We start from the raw sequence: 15,696 nt of genomic DNA on the forward strand, positions 1-15,696 counted from the left end.
ATATCAAAAGCAGTCTTTACGCTAGTATGATCAAGGCTCTTGATATTAAAATCAAAAAAATAATAAAAAGAAGAAGTATATAATGAAAATTATTAAATCTCATATTCTGATGGGACTGATCTTTGCAACCATAGTATATTTGCTTGGCAATGCTTTTGAACTTACTCATGAAATTACTTTAACACTCACAATTACCAGTTTAACAGGATATTGGTGGGTAACAGAAGCATTACCAATCCCACTCACTTCATTATTACCTATCGCCTCTTTTCCATTGGTAGGGGTTTTAACGCATAAACAAGCCGCTAGTTCGATTGGTAGCCATGTCATTTTATTATTAATGGGGGCATTTATGCTTGCAGTTGCGATAGAGCAATCACAAGTGCATAAACGCATTGCATTTATGATCATAAATAAAATAGGCGGGGGCAGTGCCTCAAAGATTCTGTTTGCCATTATGACAACAAGTGCAGTGTTATCTATGTGGATTTCAAATACAGCAACTGTCGTTGCTTTATTACCTGTGGTAATTGCATTGTGTGCCAATACAGATAATACCAAGTTTAAAATTGCTCTTTTATTAGGACTTGCTTATTCCGCATCTATAGGCGGCATAGGTACAATTATAGGCACACCGCCAAACTTAATATTTTCATCTGTATATGAGCAGTTTGCACAAAAAGAATATGGCTTTATAAGTTGGATGAAAATAGCTGTGCCTATTGTTGTTATTTCAATCCCACTCGCCGCGCTTTGGCTAGGTCGTAATATCAAACTTAATGCTGCAATAGAATTACCAGAAATGGGAAAGTGGCAAGTAGCTGAAAAACGTGTATTAATAATCTTTGGATTAGTGGCACTTGCTTGGATTTTTAGAAAAGAACCTTTTGGTGGATGGTCTGGCATTATAGGTAATACTACCATTGGTGATTCGAGCATTGCACTTTTAGGTGTGATAGCGATGGCTTTAACACCAAATGGTAAAGGTAAGAAACTACTTGAGTGGGAAAAAGCAAAAGATATCCCGTGGGGAATGTTATTACTGTTTGCTGGTGGTATCTGTATTGCTAAAGCATTTGTAAGCAGTGGTTTAAGTGAAATGCTCGGTCAATTCTTAGTAAGTCTAGGTACATTACCTTTATTGCTTATGTTGTTTGCATTATGTATATCTGTTTCCTTTTTAACTGAAATTACATCTAATACAGCAACGGCAACATTGCTTATGCCAGTGATCGCATCAGCAGCAATAGCTTTAGGTTTACCCATAGAGTTATTAATGATTCCAGTAGTAATAAGTTGTTCTTGTGCGTTTTGTTTACCTGTCGCCACTGCACCTAATTCCATCGTCTTTGCTACAGGCGAAATAAAGGTGATTGACATGGTAAAACAAGGTGCAATATTAAATGTTTTATTAGCTATTATCATTAGCTTAGTGTGTTTCTATTTATTAGGAAAATAAATAAGGGGAACATACAAAAAAACACCAGTTTGATGGTTTTTTATTCTTGTTATTTTTGGTATGGTTATTAAGTACAAAGCAAAATAGCTTTGACATAATTTTAACTAAAACAATAATAAGAATAAAAAAGAGGCCCGCGAAAGTGAATCATTTATTTTATCGCGAAAAAGAAACTTGGTGGCAATGGTTAATTTGGGGTGTATTAGGTGCTTTAGTAACTTACTACATTGCTACAACAACACAAAGTGAAGAGTATATTTTTGGCTCTTTATTTGGCGTAATAACTTTATTAACTTGGCGAATGCATTTTACAAAAAGGTTTAGTTTTATACGCGCGTTTAAAATTAGTTTCTTTGTATTTAGCTTTAGCAGTATGCCATTAATATTAACTAAACCAATAAAACAAATTATCTTTGGTGATGTTGATTTAGCTTTTGGTTTATTATTTTCTGCAGTAGCAGGCATAATTTTGAGTTTAGTAAGTTCATTTATTGCTAAATCCCCAAAACAATATTATTAACAGCTGTTTTTATAGACTTAATGATCTAAAAAACAGCAGTTAAAATAAAATGATAAATTAGTGCTTTACAATAATATATTAACTGACTATTATGCGCCCACAGCGGAGAGATGGCAGAGTGGTCGAATGCACCGGTCTTGAAAACCGGCATGGGTTTATAGCCCATCTAGGGTTCAAATCCCTATCTCTCCGCCACTTAATTTATATAAAAAAGCCTAATCATTGATTAGGCTTTTTTATTGCATGAAATTTAATACTTATAACGTGTTTATAGTACAGTTCATATTTAAGGGTTTAAATCCCACTCTCTGTGTCACTTAATTCTTAAAAAAAACTTAGTTTATACTAAGCTTTTCTTATACCTGTAATTTAATGATTATTAGGTTTATAGCACAGTTCAAATTCAAGGGTTCAAATCCTTATCTTTGCGCCACTTAATTTATATAAAAAAGCCTAATCATTGATTAGGCTTTTTTATTGCATTAAATTTAATATTTATAACGTGTTTATAGTACAGTTCATATTTCAATCTTTCCGCCACTTAATTTTTATCATCTGAATAATAAAAAATAAAGCCAAGTTTGTACCGTATTCTTAAAGAGTAAATCTAATATCCTGATTTATGTAGCGCTTATTTATGTACAATGATAATGATTTAATCATTTTATAAAACTTCTTCATAGTATAAAAATCAGATAAACAGTTATTTAGAATTGTGAAAAGTTATAGCTAACTAGCCTATTTATACACAACTTTAATAGATAAGAAGTTAATTATTTAATTTCACTTTTATGTCTAAAAATAATGCATAATTTTCATTTTATACTACTCATATATTTATTTCATTTTTGTAATATTTTCTATTGTAAAGCATCTAATTTTTCTGTAATTTGTTGGCTTGTTATCAGGAAGAAAACGAGGGATATATGATCGACTATTATAAAAAGAAAAGTGCCGAGTATTATGAAAGAGCCCGTGTCGCATTGGAAAATAATGAAGAATATGAAAGGTTTATCAATGAAGCACAAACATACGATAAAAGAATTGAAGAATTAGAATCAATAGAATAAAATTTAACAATATCAATTAAATAAGGGCGCTATTAGCGCCCTTTATTTTTATATGTGAAGACAGATAAGCTTATAATATTAAAATTAGTAGGAAATAACTTTAAATGGAACAAACTGTACGGATCGGTGTTGGTGTCATTATTTTTAAAGAAAATAAAATACTTTTAGGTGAAAGAATAGGTGCACATGGTGCTAATACTTGGGCTACACCAGGAGGCCATTTAGAAGTAGGTGAAAGTATAGAGGAATGTGCAAAAAGAGAAGGATTAGAAGAAACGGGTTTAAATTTAAAGTCTATTAAAAAACTTGGTTTTACGAATGATATATTTGCAAATGAAAATAAGCATTATGTAACGCTTTTCGTTTGTGCTAACGACTTTAGTGGAGAAGTTGAAGTTAAAGAACCAAATAAATGCAAACAATGGCAATGGTTTGAATTAAATGAACTACCTAAACCATTATTCATGCCTCTTATAAACTTTATTAAAGAACATCCTGATTTACGTATTAAAAATAATTAATTTTAACAGAGATTATATTGAAAAATTTATTCGATAATTATACTAGTGCATTTAATCACTTAGATAGTACCGCGATAGCTGATAATTATGTCATTCCTTGTGCCATAAATGATTCTGATGGCAAACAAGTGTATACATCCTATGAGTATTTAAAAGAAAAATTTACCGTTAACATGGAATCTTTAAAAACTTTAGGATACCAATCAGCAAAATACAAAATCATAAAAACTATGCCAATGGGAGAAGGTGCTACAGCTGTTGATATCTCCTGGCGAGTGTACACGACAGCATCAAATATAGAGTTTAAATGTTTATATATTTGCCACTTAACTGATTTGGGTTGGAAAATTTTTAGTGCTAATGTTTATTTAGATTAGCCAGAATCAATCTAATTATTGATTTCTTTTCCCTAAAGCCAATGACAAAGTGTATTCATTTGGTGCGTACTTTACAAAAATGGCTCACTTGAGCCATAAAAGCTCTCTCGTTAATGATTAACTCACTGATAATTGGTAATATTTATTTTGTAGTGTTATCTGCTACTAAGAGTAGCTTTAGAATTAAAACAAACATGATTAGAGAGAGAATAGATAAATAAAATAGAGAAATCACCCTGAGATTTTTATCTGAGCCTCAAGATGTTAATTTTGGTGGCAAAGTACATGGCGGTGTTGTTATGAAGTGGATAGATTTAGCAGCTTATACCTGTGCTGCAGGTTTGAGTAGTTGATATTGTGTTACCGCATATGCTGGTGGTATTCGTTTTGTAGCTCCAAAACATGTTGGTAGTTCAGTCGAAGTAGTCACTAAAGTTATTTACACGGGTAATTCTTCTATGCATATTGCCTTAGAAGTTATTGCATGCAATCCAAAATCATTAAATCATAGGTTAACAACTCATTGCATCGTAATCATGGTTGCAGTGGATCAAAATGGACTATCTGAAAGGGTACCGCAATGGCAGCCGCAAAGTCATATTGATAAACAGCAGTACGAAGCAGCTATAAAATTAATGGAAATGCGAAAACAAATCGGCGAAGAATTCAGATATTTATAAAATGAGTTTTTATAAACTTAGAAATCAGGATCTATATTTACTTTGCAAAACAACACTCTTTAAAATTAAAATACTACCTCCTATTTATGATTTCAAACTTTAATAATTTAAGTTTATTTAATGGCATATTGTTATACCTTTTAGCTTGTTTAGGAGAGCACCAATCTTTAACGACATCAATTGAAGACTCTGTGTAATTTGCAACTGTTAATTGTGTTAAAGGAACGTATGCCATTAGATCTTTTAGCTCATCATTTGTATTCATTTCGAATTCCTTTTAGTGATTTTTTAAATATATAAACAAGGTTTTCATTATACTGTATTTTTATACAGTATCTAGTGTAATATATAAAAATATTAAGTCACGTGCTACATATATCATTTGAATATTTATTATTGATGACAATTGGAATTTTTAAAGGAAATCGTTGTATTTTTTTTGCTAATTTTAAATCGCATTTTAAGATAAATCATTAACTAGAGTTAATGATTGCCATAATCGACTGATAAATAATAATTACATAAAGTATTTGAGCGCATGTAAAGTCTAGCGTAAAATCCCTATTTTTATGTTCTAGGGTCAACAGAGTTAAATGCAAAATAAAATGAGTATTAAATTATTGCTTTGGACTGCTTTTAGCGTCTTTTATTATTTGGGTTTTACCAATGTTTTTAAAATGATAGATGATTCTATTGCTCAAAATCCAGGTGCTCAATTTTATAGTTTAATTTATATCGCACTAATAGCGCATTTAATAAATAAGTATGAAAAGCAATATCCAAGAATATGTAGTTGGTTTGTATCAGTATTAGGCTTAGGTTTAATGAGTATTATTGTATTACTTAAACAAAATCAGCCATTAGATACTGTTTATTCATTCTTTTATTTATCTCTATATGTCGCATTGCCTATTTGTTATGAGTTAATTCGTTTCTTCGCTAAAAAAATGCCGATTAATTCTGAACAAAAGAAATAAAAATGATAAAATCCTGAAATAATGTAAAGTGATTACATTATTTTTTTATAAATACTTTTAAAGGTTATTTGAAAAGTTATGTCTGAAAAATTTAAAGTAAATGCTGATAAAGCAAGCTACGGTATTGGTTTACAAATGGGTGAGCAACTTAAAGGTAACCCGTTCGAAGGTTTAAACCTTAATCTTGTTTTTGAAGGCATGAAAGATGCTTTCACTGGTGGTGAATTCCAAGTAGAAATTCCTGAAATTCAAGCTGCTTTCGAAGAAATCAATGCTGAAATTCAAAAACGTCGTGATAGCGAAGCTAAAGAATTAGCAGCTGAAGGTAATGCATATTTAGAAGATAATGCTAAACGTTCTGAAATCACAGTTACTGAGTCTGGTTTACAGTACGAAATCTTAACGGCTGGTGAAGGTGAAATCCCAACTGCTGAATCTACAGTACGTACTCATTACCACGGTTCTTTAATCAACGGTACTGTTTTTGATAGTTCAGTTGAACGTGGCGAACCTGCTGAGTTCCCAGTAAGTGGTGTTATCAAAGGTTGGACTGAAGCATTACAAATCATGCCAGTTGGTTCAAAGTGGCGTTTACACATTCCACAAGATTTAGCATACGGTGAACGTGGTGCAGGCGCTTCAATCGCTCCTTACTCTACGCTTATCTTCGATATCGAGTTACTTGAAATCGTTTAATTATCTTTTTATTTCAAAGATAATAAAAACCCCGCTAAATGCGGGGTTTTTTGTATCTACTGTGCTTTATAAGACCTTAGAAATAACCCCTAATACCTAAAGTAAAGTTTCGACCTGGAAGCGGTGCTTGCTCCTTAATAAATGAATTATGTACAAAGCCTAATTCATCAGTTAGGTTATTTGCTCTGATAAATAAAGTACTATCAGTTCCTAAAGCTTCTAAATAATAGCTAAAACTAAAATCAACTAAAGTATACGCATCAGTTTTAGTTTCATATTGTGCAAGTTTATCTTGCGTTAAATGATGAGTCACAGTCATATCAAAATCCCAGTTTTGATGTTGAAATTCAAAGCTACTGCCAATTTTATTAGAAGGTGTTCTTGGGATATAAGAACCATCATCTAATTTAGCAGTGATTGAATCAGCAAATACTTTTACCATCATACTGTGATTTATTTTATAGTGAGAATCTATTTCAAAACCGTATAACTTAGCGTCTGCAGTATTAAACTGATAAACCTTTAAACCTTCCTCATGCTCATCTTCATGGCCTTCATGGCCTTCATGATCGTCATGTTCCTCATGATCTTCGTGGCCATCTTTAACTAGTTCATGAGTATGCTCATCAAGAACAAAACCAGTATTTTGTTGATGGTAATAGTCATTTATATCGTTATAGAATAAATTAGCTGTAAAACCAAAATTACCTTTAAATTTTCTAAAAGTGATATCAATATTATTTGCAGTTTCTTGCTTTAAATCTTCAGGCTCAAAATGGATTTCTGTATGACCATCAGCTTCTGTTTCAATCTCATATGCAGCACCTAAATCGAAAGTGCCTGTAGCGATATGAATACCGTTAGATAATAACTCAGCAGAAGAGGGCGCTCTTTGAGAGTGAGTTAAACTGACTGATGCAGAGTAACCATCGGCAAAATTATAAACCGAACCAGCAGAAAAACTGAAATTGGTAAATGATTCAGAGAAACTCTCTTCACCATGATGTGCTTCTTCACCGTGATCTTCGTCATGGTCGTGCTCATCATCATGATGACCTGTCTCTAAATCATCTGCTGTTAGAGTATAATCTTCAAATCGCGCGCCTAATTCAATTGTGACATCGTTAAACTTGCGTTCTTCAAGCAGAAATAATGCATATTGCTCAGTCTCTGAAGCTGGTGTAAACGCTTCTTCGCCAACTGCTTCATAATCAGAATGTAAACTATGGAAACCTAAAACACCATGCCATTTGTTAATAGTGTGCTCAACTGTAATACGTGATTCTAGGCTGTCATTTTTGAATAATGTGCCAACTTCACCACTTTCTATTTCAGCATGCTGGTAATCAGTGTAACCAAATTTTGCTTCTACTTTTTCGATGATATCGTGATGCGGTGTCCAAATAAACAATGCTTGAGTACGTTCTTGTTTTAATCTAGCAAAAACATTGTGCTCTTCATGTTCATCTTCTTCGTGTTCATCTTCATGATCGTGCTCGTCTTCGTGATCATGTTCATCATCATGATCATCTTCGTGGCCATGATCGTGGTCGTGACCGGGAATACCATAATCAGAATCTAATTTACTGTAAGAAAACCCTGCTGTAAAATGGTCACCAATATAGCTAGTACCGAAATTGAAGGTAGTTGCTTCTAAAAACGTATTTTCGATTTCAGATAAAACTTCCTGATCACCATCTTCATGTTCGAATGAAAAATCTGGTGTTTGTGTATTATCGCTATTACGATTTGAAGCATCAAAATGCACGTTGAAGCCAGATTGGCCACCTTTTAATACAAAAGCTTGTGTTTGTGCATTTGAACCTGAATCATATCTAATATCAAACCCACCAGAAATATCTTCTAGCTGAGTTGTAGGAATACGCTCATCTACCACGTTAACAACACCGCCAATCGCACCAGAACCATACAATAATGTAACTGGGCCTCTAAGTACTTCAATTTGCTCAGCAGTCAGTGATTCAGTGGTAGTAGCGTGATCAGGACCAATACGAGAAGCATCACTTGTATCTAAACCGTTTTGCATTACTTTAACGCGAGGGCCATCCATACCACGAATAACTGGAGAAGAAGAAACTGGACCAAAATAAGTAGAGTTTACGCCTGGAATGCCTTTTAGTGTTTCACCTAAAGTCGCTTGTGATTTATTTTTAAGTTGCTCTCCAGTTAATACTGAAACAGGTGATACCATTTCCATATTGTTTTTATGTAAACCAGATGCGTAAACAACAACTGATTCGATAGCAGAAGCATCTAAAACAACACTTAAATTTGATTGTTCAAGGCTTACATCAATTCTTTTATCTAAATAATTATCCTTGCTGATGTGAAGCTGACCACTGGCATCTAGCTCAATGATGAATTCACCTTTATCATTGCTTAATACGCTTTGTTTTTTTCCGTGGTAATGAATCCGTGCATTACTAATAGGTTGGTTGTTATTGTCTAAAATTACACCAGATATTGGCGCAGCAATTGCATGACTACTTATTAAAGAAGTTAAAACAGCACTTGCTAATAATGACTTTTTCATTGAATTTAAACCTTAATGTTTTGTTATATTGTAACGCAGGCTGTATTTTAATTGTTACGTGATAATATATCAATGTAAGTTTGAAAATTATTAAGAGACTTCTCTGGTCTATACTATTAAGCATATACTAATATTTGGAGCACAGTGATGGCTGATAAGAGCAGATTATTTAAAGCACATATTGATGTTTCAGATATTGATCATCATAGATATGAACATAAAGACTTTACTTTGGCATTACTCCCAAATGAAGATACGACACATTTTTTATTAAAATTAATCGGTTATAGTTTATTACCTTTAAATGAAGCAAATATATATAGCCCCAAGGCGCATTCCTTTAATCCAGATGTAGGGATCCAATCATTAGACGAACATTTTGAAATATGGTTAGATGCGGGTTTTCCATCATTAAAACGAATCGATAAAGCGTCCCATAAGGCAGAACAGGTAATTATATTAACACCGACTTACAGTGAATGGTTGGATGAAAATATAAGTAAATTACGTTTGATTGAAAACTTGAAGCTTATTTCTTTAGATAATTGTTTTATCAATGAAATAGAAGACAACATTGAAAGGAAGTTAGATTGGTCGGTTGTATTAGACAATAAAAAAATTTCTATTTCAGATAATAACGGGTTTTATGAGACAAATTTAAACGAAATGGCATTAATATAATATTTAAGGTTTTTAAAAAAGGGAGTTTGTAAATCAACTTGAATATTGTAAGCATGCTATGTCATAAATATATGAAATATACATAGCATGAAGATAATTAATCGAGTTCTAATTCAACATCACCATCTGGTGTTGCGCAACATAGCAAAATTTCACCTGGGCGTATGAAGGCAATCGGCTCTATTTTATAATCAGTTTTACCTTTTACAAGCTTACAACGGCATGCACCGCAATAACCTTCACGGCAATGATAGTGTACTTCAACTTTTTGTTTTTCTAGGTAATCTAGTAGGGTGTTGTCAGAAAGCTTATCAAATTGCGAACCAATAAGCTTTCCATTAACAGATACTTTATCTGTCATTTATAAATTTATTCCTTATAAATCGAAATCATCAAAATCAGATACGTCAACAGCAGCATCTACTTGACCTACAAGGTAACTCGTTATCTCAGACTCTTGTGGCGCAACCTGAACATTATCACTTGATAAATAAGAGTTGATCCAAGGTAATGGATTACTTTTAACTTCGAAAGGTGCATCGTAGCCAATCGCTTGCATACGGTGATTACTGATGTATTCAACATATTGTTTTAAGATTTGAGCATTCAAGCCAATCATTGAGCCATCTTTAAATAAATAGTCAGCCCATTCTTTTTCTTGTTCAACAACATCTAAGAAAATTTGGCGACCTTCACTGTGTAACTCTTTACATATTTCAGTCATTTCCGGATCATCGTTGCCGTTCATCCAGTTATTTAAAATATGTTGTGTACCTGTAAGGTGTAAAGCTTCATCACGCGCAATTAATTTAATAATTTTTGCATTACCTTCGAGTAATTCACGTTCTGCAAATGCAAAGCTACATGCAAAGCTTACATAAAATCTAATCGCTTCAAGCGCGTTTACCGAACAAATCGCTAAAAATAAACGCTCTTTTAATTTACGTTTACTGACTTCAATTGATTTACCTTCAACTTCGTAAGTACCTTCACCTTGAGATTGTAATAACTGTGTTGTTAAAATTACGTCATCAAAATACCTAGCAATACTACTCGCACGTTTTAAAATTGCCGGGTTTACAACAATATCATCAAAAACTTCACCTGGATCAGTGAACAAGTTTCTTAAAATATGTGTATAAGAGCGAGAGTGAATCGTTTCACTGAATGCCCAAGTTTCAACCCAAGTTTCAATCTCTGGTAAAGATACTAACGGCAATAGTACAGCATTAACTGAACGTGCAGCCATACTATCTAATAATGTTTGATACTTTAAATTAGAGATGAAGATATGCTTTTCTGGATCTGATAGCCCTTGCCAATCAGATCTGTCTTTTGAAACATCAATTTCTTCTGGGCGCCAGAAAAACGATAATTGTTTTTCTATTAGCTTTTCAAAAGAAGCATGTTTTTGTATGTCATATCTAGAAACATTAACGCTGTTTCCCATAAACATAGGCTCAAGAAGGGCATTATTTGGGGTTTGGTTAAAAGTTGTATAAGTCATTTTAAAGGTACTTTTAATATTGAACGGTCAATGGATAGGTAAAAGCCGCAAATAATGCGGCTTAAACGTAATGGCTATATTTTACAAGCTCCGCCTGCACAACCATCATCTTCTTCTTCGATTATATCTTCTTGTGCATCAGCTGCACCATCACGGGTATTGTGATAATAAAGTGTTTTAACACCTAATTTATAAGCCGTTAATAAATCTTTTAATAGTAATTTAAGAGGTACTTTACCACCGTCAAATTTATTAGGATCATAGTTTGTATTTGCTGAGATAGTCTGGTCAATAAACTTCTGCATAATACCAACAAGTTGTAAATAACCATCGTTAGATGGGATATCCCATAATAATTCATAGTTATTTTTAAGACGTTTATATTCAGGAACAACTTGTTTCAATATACCGTCTTTACTTGCTTTGATGCTGATATGTCCACGTGGTGGCTCAATACCATTTGTTGCATTTGATATTTGTGATGATGTTTCAGACGGCATTAATGCAGAAACAGTTGAGTTACGCATACCATGTGTTTTGATGCTTTCACGTAAACCATCCCAATCTAAATGCAGTGCTTCATCACATACTTTATCAAGATCTTTTTTGTAAGTATCAATTGGCATGATACCTTGAGAATAAGTTGTTTCATTAAACTTAGGACAAGCACCTTTCTCTTTGGCTAATACATTTGATGCTTTCATCAAGTAGAATTGTAATGCTTCAAACGTTTTGTGGGTAAGGGCATTTGCACTACCATCAGAATATTTAACACCGTTTTTAGCTAAGTAATAAGCGTAGTTAATAACGCCTATACCTAACGTACGACGACCCATTGATGCATTTTTAGCAGCAGGAACAGGGTAGTCTTGATAATCTAATAAATCATCTAAAGCACGAACAGCTAATTCAGCAAGTTCTTCTAATTCATCTAAAGAATCAATTGCACCGAGATTTAGTGCTGATAATGTACATAAAGCGATTTCACCTTCTTCATCCATTACATGCTCTAATGGCTTAGTCGGTAATGCAATTTCCAAACATAAGTTAGATTGACGAATTGGTGCTACAGTCGAAATAAATGGGCTATGAGTATTACAATGGTCTACATTTTGTAAATAGATACGACCTGTGCTTGCACGTTCTTGAGCAAATACAGAGAATAATTCAATTGCTTTAATACGCTTTTTTCGAATAGAGTCATCTTGCTCATACTGAGTATACAGTTTTTCAAACTTTTCTTGATCTTCAAAGAAAGCATCATAAAGACCAGGTACATCTGATGGGCTAAATAATGTAATGTAATCATCTTTGATTAATCGGCTATACATTACTTTGTTAAATTGAACACCATAATCTAAATGTCTAACACGGTTATCTTCAACACCACGGTTATTTTTAAGAACGAGTAGGTTTTCAACTTCTAAATGCCAAAGCGGGTAGAATAAAGTTGCTGCACCACCACGAACACCGCCTTGCGAACAGCTTTTAACAGCTGTTTGGAAATGTTTGTAAAAAGGAATACAGCCTGTATGAAATGCTTCACCGTTTCTAATTGAACTACCTAAAGCACGAATTCGGCCTGCATTAATACCAATACCTGCACGTTGGCTTACATATTTAACGATACCTGAAGAGGTTGCATTAATTGAATCTAAGCTATCACCACATTCTATTAATACACAAGAGCTGAACTGTCTTGTTGGTGTACGAACACCCGCCATAATTGGCGTAGGTAAAGAAATCTTAAATGTAGAAACTGCATCATAAAAACGTTTAATGTAATCAAGGCGTGTTTCAACAGGATATTTAGCAAATAAACTTGCAGCTACTAAGATATATAAAAACTGTGCACTTTCATAAATTTCGCCTGTTACACGGTTTTGAACTAAATACTTACCTTCAAGCTGTTTTACTGCAGCATAGCTGAAATTCATATCACGGCTGTGATCTAAAAATTCATCTAATTGATCGATTTCGTTTTCTGTATAGTCAGCTAATAAATGTTCATCGTAACGGTTTTCAGAAACAAGTTTTACAATATGATCGTATAAGCGTGGTGGTTCAAATTTTCCATATGCTTTTTTACGAAGATGGAAAACTGCTAAACGTGCTGCAAGGTATTGATAGTCAGGAGTTTCTTTAGATATTAAATCAGCAGCTGATTTAATAATCGTTTCATGAATATCAGATGTGCGAATACCATCATAAAATTGAATATGTGACTTTAACTCAACTTGAGATACTGAAACATTGTCAAGACCCTCTGCGGCCCATTCTATAACACGATGGATCTTATCGAGATCAAGAGATTCCTTTATACCGTCACGTTTGCTCACAGATAGCTGTTGGTTCATAGTTTGCCTGAGTTCCTTGATTGTTGCCGAAAAATTCTCAACAAAAATTAAATATTGAAAGCTTTATTATTAGGTTTAAATTATCAGCAATATATAGCGTTGGCGCTTAAAAATACTGTTCACTGATAAATTGTAAGGGACAAGATAGAGGTCTACGGCATGATTTGCAAGGGACAGAATTAGCTGTAAATGTGGATAACTAGGGTATAGCTTTAACTGGTTAGTGTTTATTAACCTTTTATCTTTTGATTTATTAGAAATATCTAAAAATCAACTAAGATTTACATAAAAAAAATTATTTTATTTTTTTAAACTGTTTGTCTGCAAACTGAGCACGCTAGTGTTAATAATTGCAATTAACACAATATATAGTGTTCATTATTCAAACTTGTCACTATATATAGTTTGACTGCTTTGTAGACGTAAATTGAACAGATCTTAACTAGCATCTTAATTTGAAGGAATGATTAATTTATAAAGAAGATATTTTTGCATTGTAATTTCGCTATCATCTTCTTTGAATAAAGCATATGACTATAAATGATTTCTGTTATATTTATATGCAGTTATTTAACTAAACGTATTTTCTAAAGGTTAATGTTTGTACGATAGCAAATCGTACAAACATTGATGAAAATATAAACTAATTACTCGGGCTTATGAAGGAGTAATGGTTTTCGATTTCATATCTAATGTTACAATCCTCTACATTCGAAAAAGATAATACCTGTAGAATTATTATGTAAGCTTTATAATTAGATTTTAAATGTTGCAAGAGCGTAAAGTAAAATTTAATAAGTGATTTAAACATTTCTAAATTACCTTCTGTAAAAAAAGTAACTTGAATAAGTCCAATAGAGAAGCTAAATTACAATTACCTATCTTTGATATTCTTATCCGAGTTGAGGTTATTTTAAATTTACGAAAGAAAAAAGTTTGGTCGCGGATTTCTTTCGTATCCCTTCTTCTGTTCAATTCTAGAATTTATCATCAAGCGATTATTTAAAATTAAAAAAATAAAAGAATCTAAATATCAAAGAATTGAATTACAAGATAGAGGTCTATAGCCTGATTTGCAAGGGACAGAATTAGCTGTAAATGTGGATAACTCGGGTATAGCTTTAACTGGTTAGTGTTCATTAATCTTTTATCTTTTGATTTATTATAAATATCTTAGAATCAACTAAGATTTACATAAAAAAAATTATTTTATTTTTTTTAACTGTTTGTCTGCAAACTGAGCACGCTAGTGTTAATAATTGCAATTAACACAATATATAGTGTTAATTGTTCAAACTTGTTACTATATATAGTTTGGCTGCTTTGTAGACGTAAATTGAACAGATCTTAACTAGCATCTTAATTTGAAGGAATGATTAACCTGGCAATAAGTGGGTTTCGATTATAACTTTGGTATTAAATCTTTATAAAACTGCCTATATAGGTAAAGTAGATTGGTACCTGTCGGGTACGAAAATAGTTTGTCCAAAGGTATTTGAACAAACTATATAAGTATCACTCGAAATTAATCAATTTTTTCAAAGTATAAAATGTAATTTACGCTTACATCTTGATTCAGGGTATATTGTCCTGAAAGTGGGTTGTAATTTAAACCTGCGCTAGATTTTACTTTTAAGCCATTTTGCTCTGCCCAATTGATTAAGGTAGAAGGTTTAATAAACTTTTTATGATCATGTGTGCCTTTAGGAACTAATTTTAATAAGTGTTCAGCACCTAATATGGCGAATAAATAAGATTTAACAGTTTTATTTAAAGTTGAAAAGAATACTTTACCGCCAGGTTTCACTAATTTTGACACTGCTGCTATCACTGAAGCAGGGTCTGGTACATGCTCAAGCATTTCCATACAAGTAACAACATCAAATGATTCAGGGTTGTTTTGTGCAAACTCTTCAGCTGTTGATTGAATATAATCAACTTTAATACCAGATTCTAAACTATGTAATTTAGCTACATTGAGCGGTTCAGCACCCATATCAATGCCAGTCACATTAGCGCCTAACTTCGCCATGCTTTCACTTAGAATGCCGCCGCCACAGCCTAGATCTAATGTTGTCTTATCAAATAAACCACTACATTTATTATTAATGAAATCTAATCTCAGTGGATTTATTTCGTGTAAAGGTTTGAACTCACCATCGAGATCCCACCATCTTTGAGCAATTGATTCAAATTTTGCTATTTCTGATGGATCTACATTTTGATGTTCGGTCATAAAAAGCCTCCTGATTAATCTGAGGGCATTATAAAGGGTAATTTTATAAAATCACACAGGT

General features: G+C 32.8%; 14 protein-coding genes, 1 tRNA gene and 1 pseudogene. 10 read left to right on the top strand and 6 right to left on the bottom strand.

Features of this window, described 5'->3' with window-relative positions; translation table 11 throughout:
• Positions 1-82: 82 nt before the first annotated feature.
• The 7 genes and pseudogenes from KO527_RS10425 (at position 83) to KO527_RS10455 (ending at position 4,627) form a co-directional block, all read left to right on the top strand.
• Positions 83-1,459: an SLC13 family permease gene (locus KO527_RS10425; protein WP_216040253.1), complete on the top strand. Its 1,377-nt coding sequence runs from the start codon at positions 83-85 to the stop codon at positions 1,457-1,459.
• 142 nt (positions 1,460-1,601) lie between these two features.
• The gene (locus KO527_RS10430) at positions 1,602-1,979 is read left to right on the top strand and encodes a hypothetical protein (RefSeq protein ID WP_216040254.1); all 378 of its coding nucleotides are present in this window, start codon (positions 1,602-1,604) and stop codon (positions 1,977-1,979) included.
• A gap of 104 nt (positions 1,980-2,083) precedes the next feature.
• Positions 2,084-2,174 (top strand) — tRNA-Ser (locus KO527_RS10435).
• 731 nt (positions 2,175-2,905) lie between these two features.
• Positions 2,906-3,049, top strand: coding sequence for a hypothetical protein (locus KO527_RS10440; RefSeq protein ID WP_157575764.1), 144 nt, complete (start codon positions 2,906-2,908; stop codon positions 3,047-3,049).
• A 104-nt stretch (positions 3,050-3,153) separates the two neighbouring features.
• Positions 3,154-3,570 carry an NUDIX hydrolase gene (locus tag KO527_RS10445; protein ID WP_216040255.1) on the top strand — a complete coding sequence of 139 codons (417 nt, stop codon included), beginning with the start codon at positions 3,154-3,156 and terminating at the stop codon, positions 3,568-3,570.
• Positions 3,571-3,587: 17 nt separating this feature from the next.
• Positions 3,588-3,947 (top strand): glycogen debranching enzyme N-terminal domain-containing protein, encoded by a 360-nt coding sequence (locus tag KO527_RS10450; RefSeq protein WP_216040256.1) that lies wholly within the window; start codon positions 3,588-3,590, stop codon positions 3,945-3,947.
• 230 nt (positions 3,948-4,177) lie between these two features.
• A pseudogene (locus KO527_RS10455) lies at positions 4,178-4,627 on the top strand (acyl-CoA thioesterase).
• A gap of 73 nt (positions 4,628-4,700) precedes the next feature.
• Here the strand turns inward: KO527_RS10455 and KO527_RS10460 are convergent.
• Positions 4,701-4,892 carry a hypothetical protein gene (locus KO527_RS10460; protein ID WP_216040257.1) on the bottom strand — a complete coding sequence of 64 codons (192 nt, stop codon included), beginning with the start codon at positions 4,890-4,892 and terminating at the stop codon, positions 4,701-4,703.
• A 328-nt stretch (positions 4,893-5,220) separates the two neighbouring features.
• Between KO527_RS10460 and KO527_RS10465 the strand changes: the two genes are divergently transcribed.
• Both KO527_RS10465 and KO527_RS10470 read left to right on the top strand, forming a co-directional pair.
• Complete coding sequence (locus KO527_RS10465) at positions 5,221-5,604, top strand: hypothetical protein (protein ID WP_216040258.1); 384 nt, start codon at positions 5,221-5,223, stop codon at positions 5,602-5,604.
• A gap of 78 nt (positions 5,605-5,682) precedes the next feature.
• A complete protein-coding gene (locus KO527_RS10470) occupies positions 5,683-6,300 on the top strand; it encodes an FKBP-type peptidyl-prolyl cis-trans isomerase (RefSeq protein ID WP_042150973.1) in 618 nt (205 codons plus the stop codon).
• Between the two features lie 76 nt (positions 6,301-6,376).
• Here the strand turns inward: KO527_RS10470 and KO527_RS10475 are convergent, their stop codons facing one another.
• Positions 6,377-8,854, bottom strand: a complete 2,478-nt coding sequence (locus tag KO527_RS10475; RefSeq protein WP_216040259.1) for a TonB-dependent receptor — start codon at positions 8,852-8,854, stop codon at positions 6,377-6,379.
• 147 nt (positions 8,855-9,001) lie between these two features.
• Between KO527_RS10475 and KO527_RS10480 the strand changes: the two genes are divergently transcribed.
• A complete protein-coding gene (locus KO527_RS10480; RefSeq protein ID WP_216040260.1) occupies positions 9,002-9,535 on the top strand; it encodes a YaeQ family protein in 534 nt (177 codons plus the stop codon).
• A 97-nt stretch (positions 9,536-9,632) separates the two neighbouring features.
• On the opposite strand, the gene yfaE is transcribed toward KO527_RS10480, so the two are convergent.
• From yfaE to ubiG, 4 genes are all read right to left on the bottom strand, one after another.
• Entirely contained in the window at positions 9,633-9,896 is a 264-nt protein-coding gene (yfaE, locus tag KO527_RS10485) for a class I ribonucleotide reductase maintenance protein YfaE (RefSeq protein WP_216040261.1), read from the bottom strand.
• A 15-nt stretch (positions 9,897-9,911) separates the two neighbouring features.
• Positions 9,912-11,042, bottom strand: a complete 1,131-nt coding sequence (nrdB, locus tag KO527_RS10490; RefSeq protein WP_216040262.1) for a class Ia ribonucleoside-diphosphate reductase subunit beta — start codon at positions 11,040-11,042, stop codon at positions 9,912-9,914.
• 74 nt (positions 11,043-11,116) lie between these two features.
• Positions 11,117-13,399: a class 1a ribonucleoside-diphosphate reductase subunit alpha gene (gene nrdA / locus KO527_RS10495; RefSeq protein ID WP_216040263.1), complete on the bottom strand. Its 2,283-nt coding sequence runs from the start codon at positions 13,397-13,399 to the stop codon at positions 11,117-11,119.
• Between the two features lie 1,525 nt (positions 13,400-14,924).
• Positions 14,925-15,635: a bifunctional 2-polyprenyl-6-hydroxyphenol methylase/3-demethylubiquinol 3-O-methyltransferase UbiG gene (ubiG, locus tag KO527_RS10500; RefSeq protein WP_216040264.1), complete on the bottom strand. Its 711-nt coding sequence runs from the start codon at positions 15,633-15,635 to the stop codon at positions 14,925-14,927.
• Positions 15,636-15,696: the final 61 nt, after the last annotated feature.

Source organism: Pseudoalteromonas sp. C2R02, assembly GCF_018860845.1.
Lineage (GTDB): Bacteria > Pseudomonadota > Gammaproteobacteria > Enterobacterales > Alteromonadaceae > Pseudoalteromonas.

Bases quoted from the DNA above. Each gene is read 5' to 3' on its own strand.
- yfaE (WP_216040261.1), bottom strand. From the start codon at position 9,896: ATGACAGATAAAGTATCTGTTAATGGAAAGCTTATTGGTTCGCAATTT.
- KO527_RS10445 (WP_216040255.1), top strand. From the start codon at position 3,154: ATGGAACAAACTGTACGGATCGGTGTTGGTGTCATTATTTTTAAAGAA.
- KO527_RS10440 (WP_157575764.1), top strand. From the start codon at position 2,906: ATGATCGACTATTATAAAAAGAAAAGTGCCGAGTATTATGAAAGAGCC.
- KO527_RS10465 (WP_216040258.1), top strand. From the start codon at position 5,221: ATGCAAAATAAAATGAGTATTAAATTATTGCTTTGGACTGCTTTTAGC.
- nrdB (WP_216040262.1), bottom strand. From the start codon at position 11,042: ATGACTTATACAACTTTTAACCAAACCCCAAATAATGCCCTTCTTGAG.
- nrdA (WP_216040263.1), bottom strand. From the start codon at position 13,399: ATGAACCAACAGCTATCTGTGAGCAAACGTGACGGTATAAAGGAATCT.
- KO527_RS10475 (WP_216040259.1), bottom strand. From the start codon at position 8,854: ATGAAAAAGTCATTATTAGCAAGTGCTGTTTTAACTTCTTTAATAAGT.
- KO527_RS10425 (WP_216040253.1), top strand. From the start codon at position 83: ATGAAAATTATTAAATCTCATATTCTGATGGGACTGATCTTTGCAACC.
- KO527_RS10480 (WP_216040260.1), top strand. From the start codon at position 9,002: ATGGCTGATAAGAGCAGATTATTTAAAGCACATATTGATGTTTCAGAT.
- KO527_RS10460 (WP_216040257.1), bottom strand. From the start codon at position 4,892: ATGAATACAAATGATGAGCTAAAAGATCTAATGGCATACGTTCCTTTA.
- KO527_RS10470 (WP_042150973.1), top strand. From the start codon at position 5,683: ATGTCTGAAAAATTTAAAGTAAATGCTGATAAAGCAAGCTACGGTATT.
- ubiG (WP_216040264.1), bottom strand. From the start codon at position 15,635: ATGACCGAACATCAAAATGTAGATCCATCAGAAATAGCAAAATTTGAA.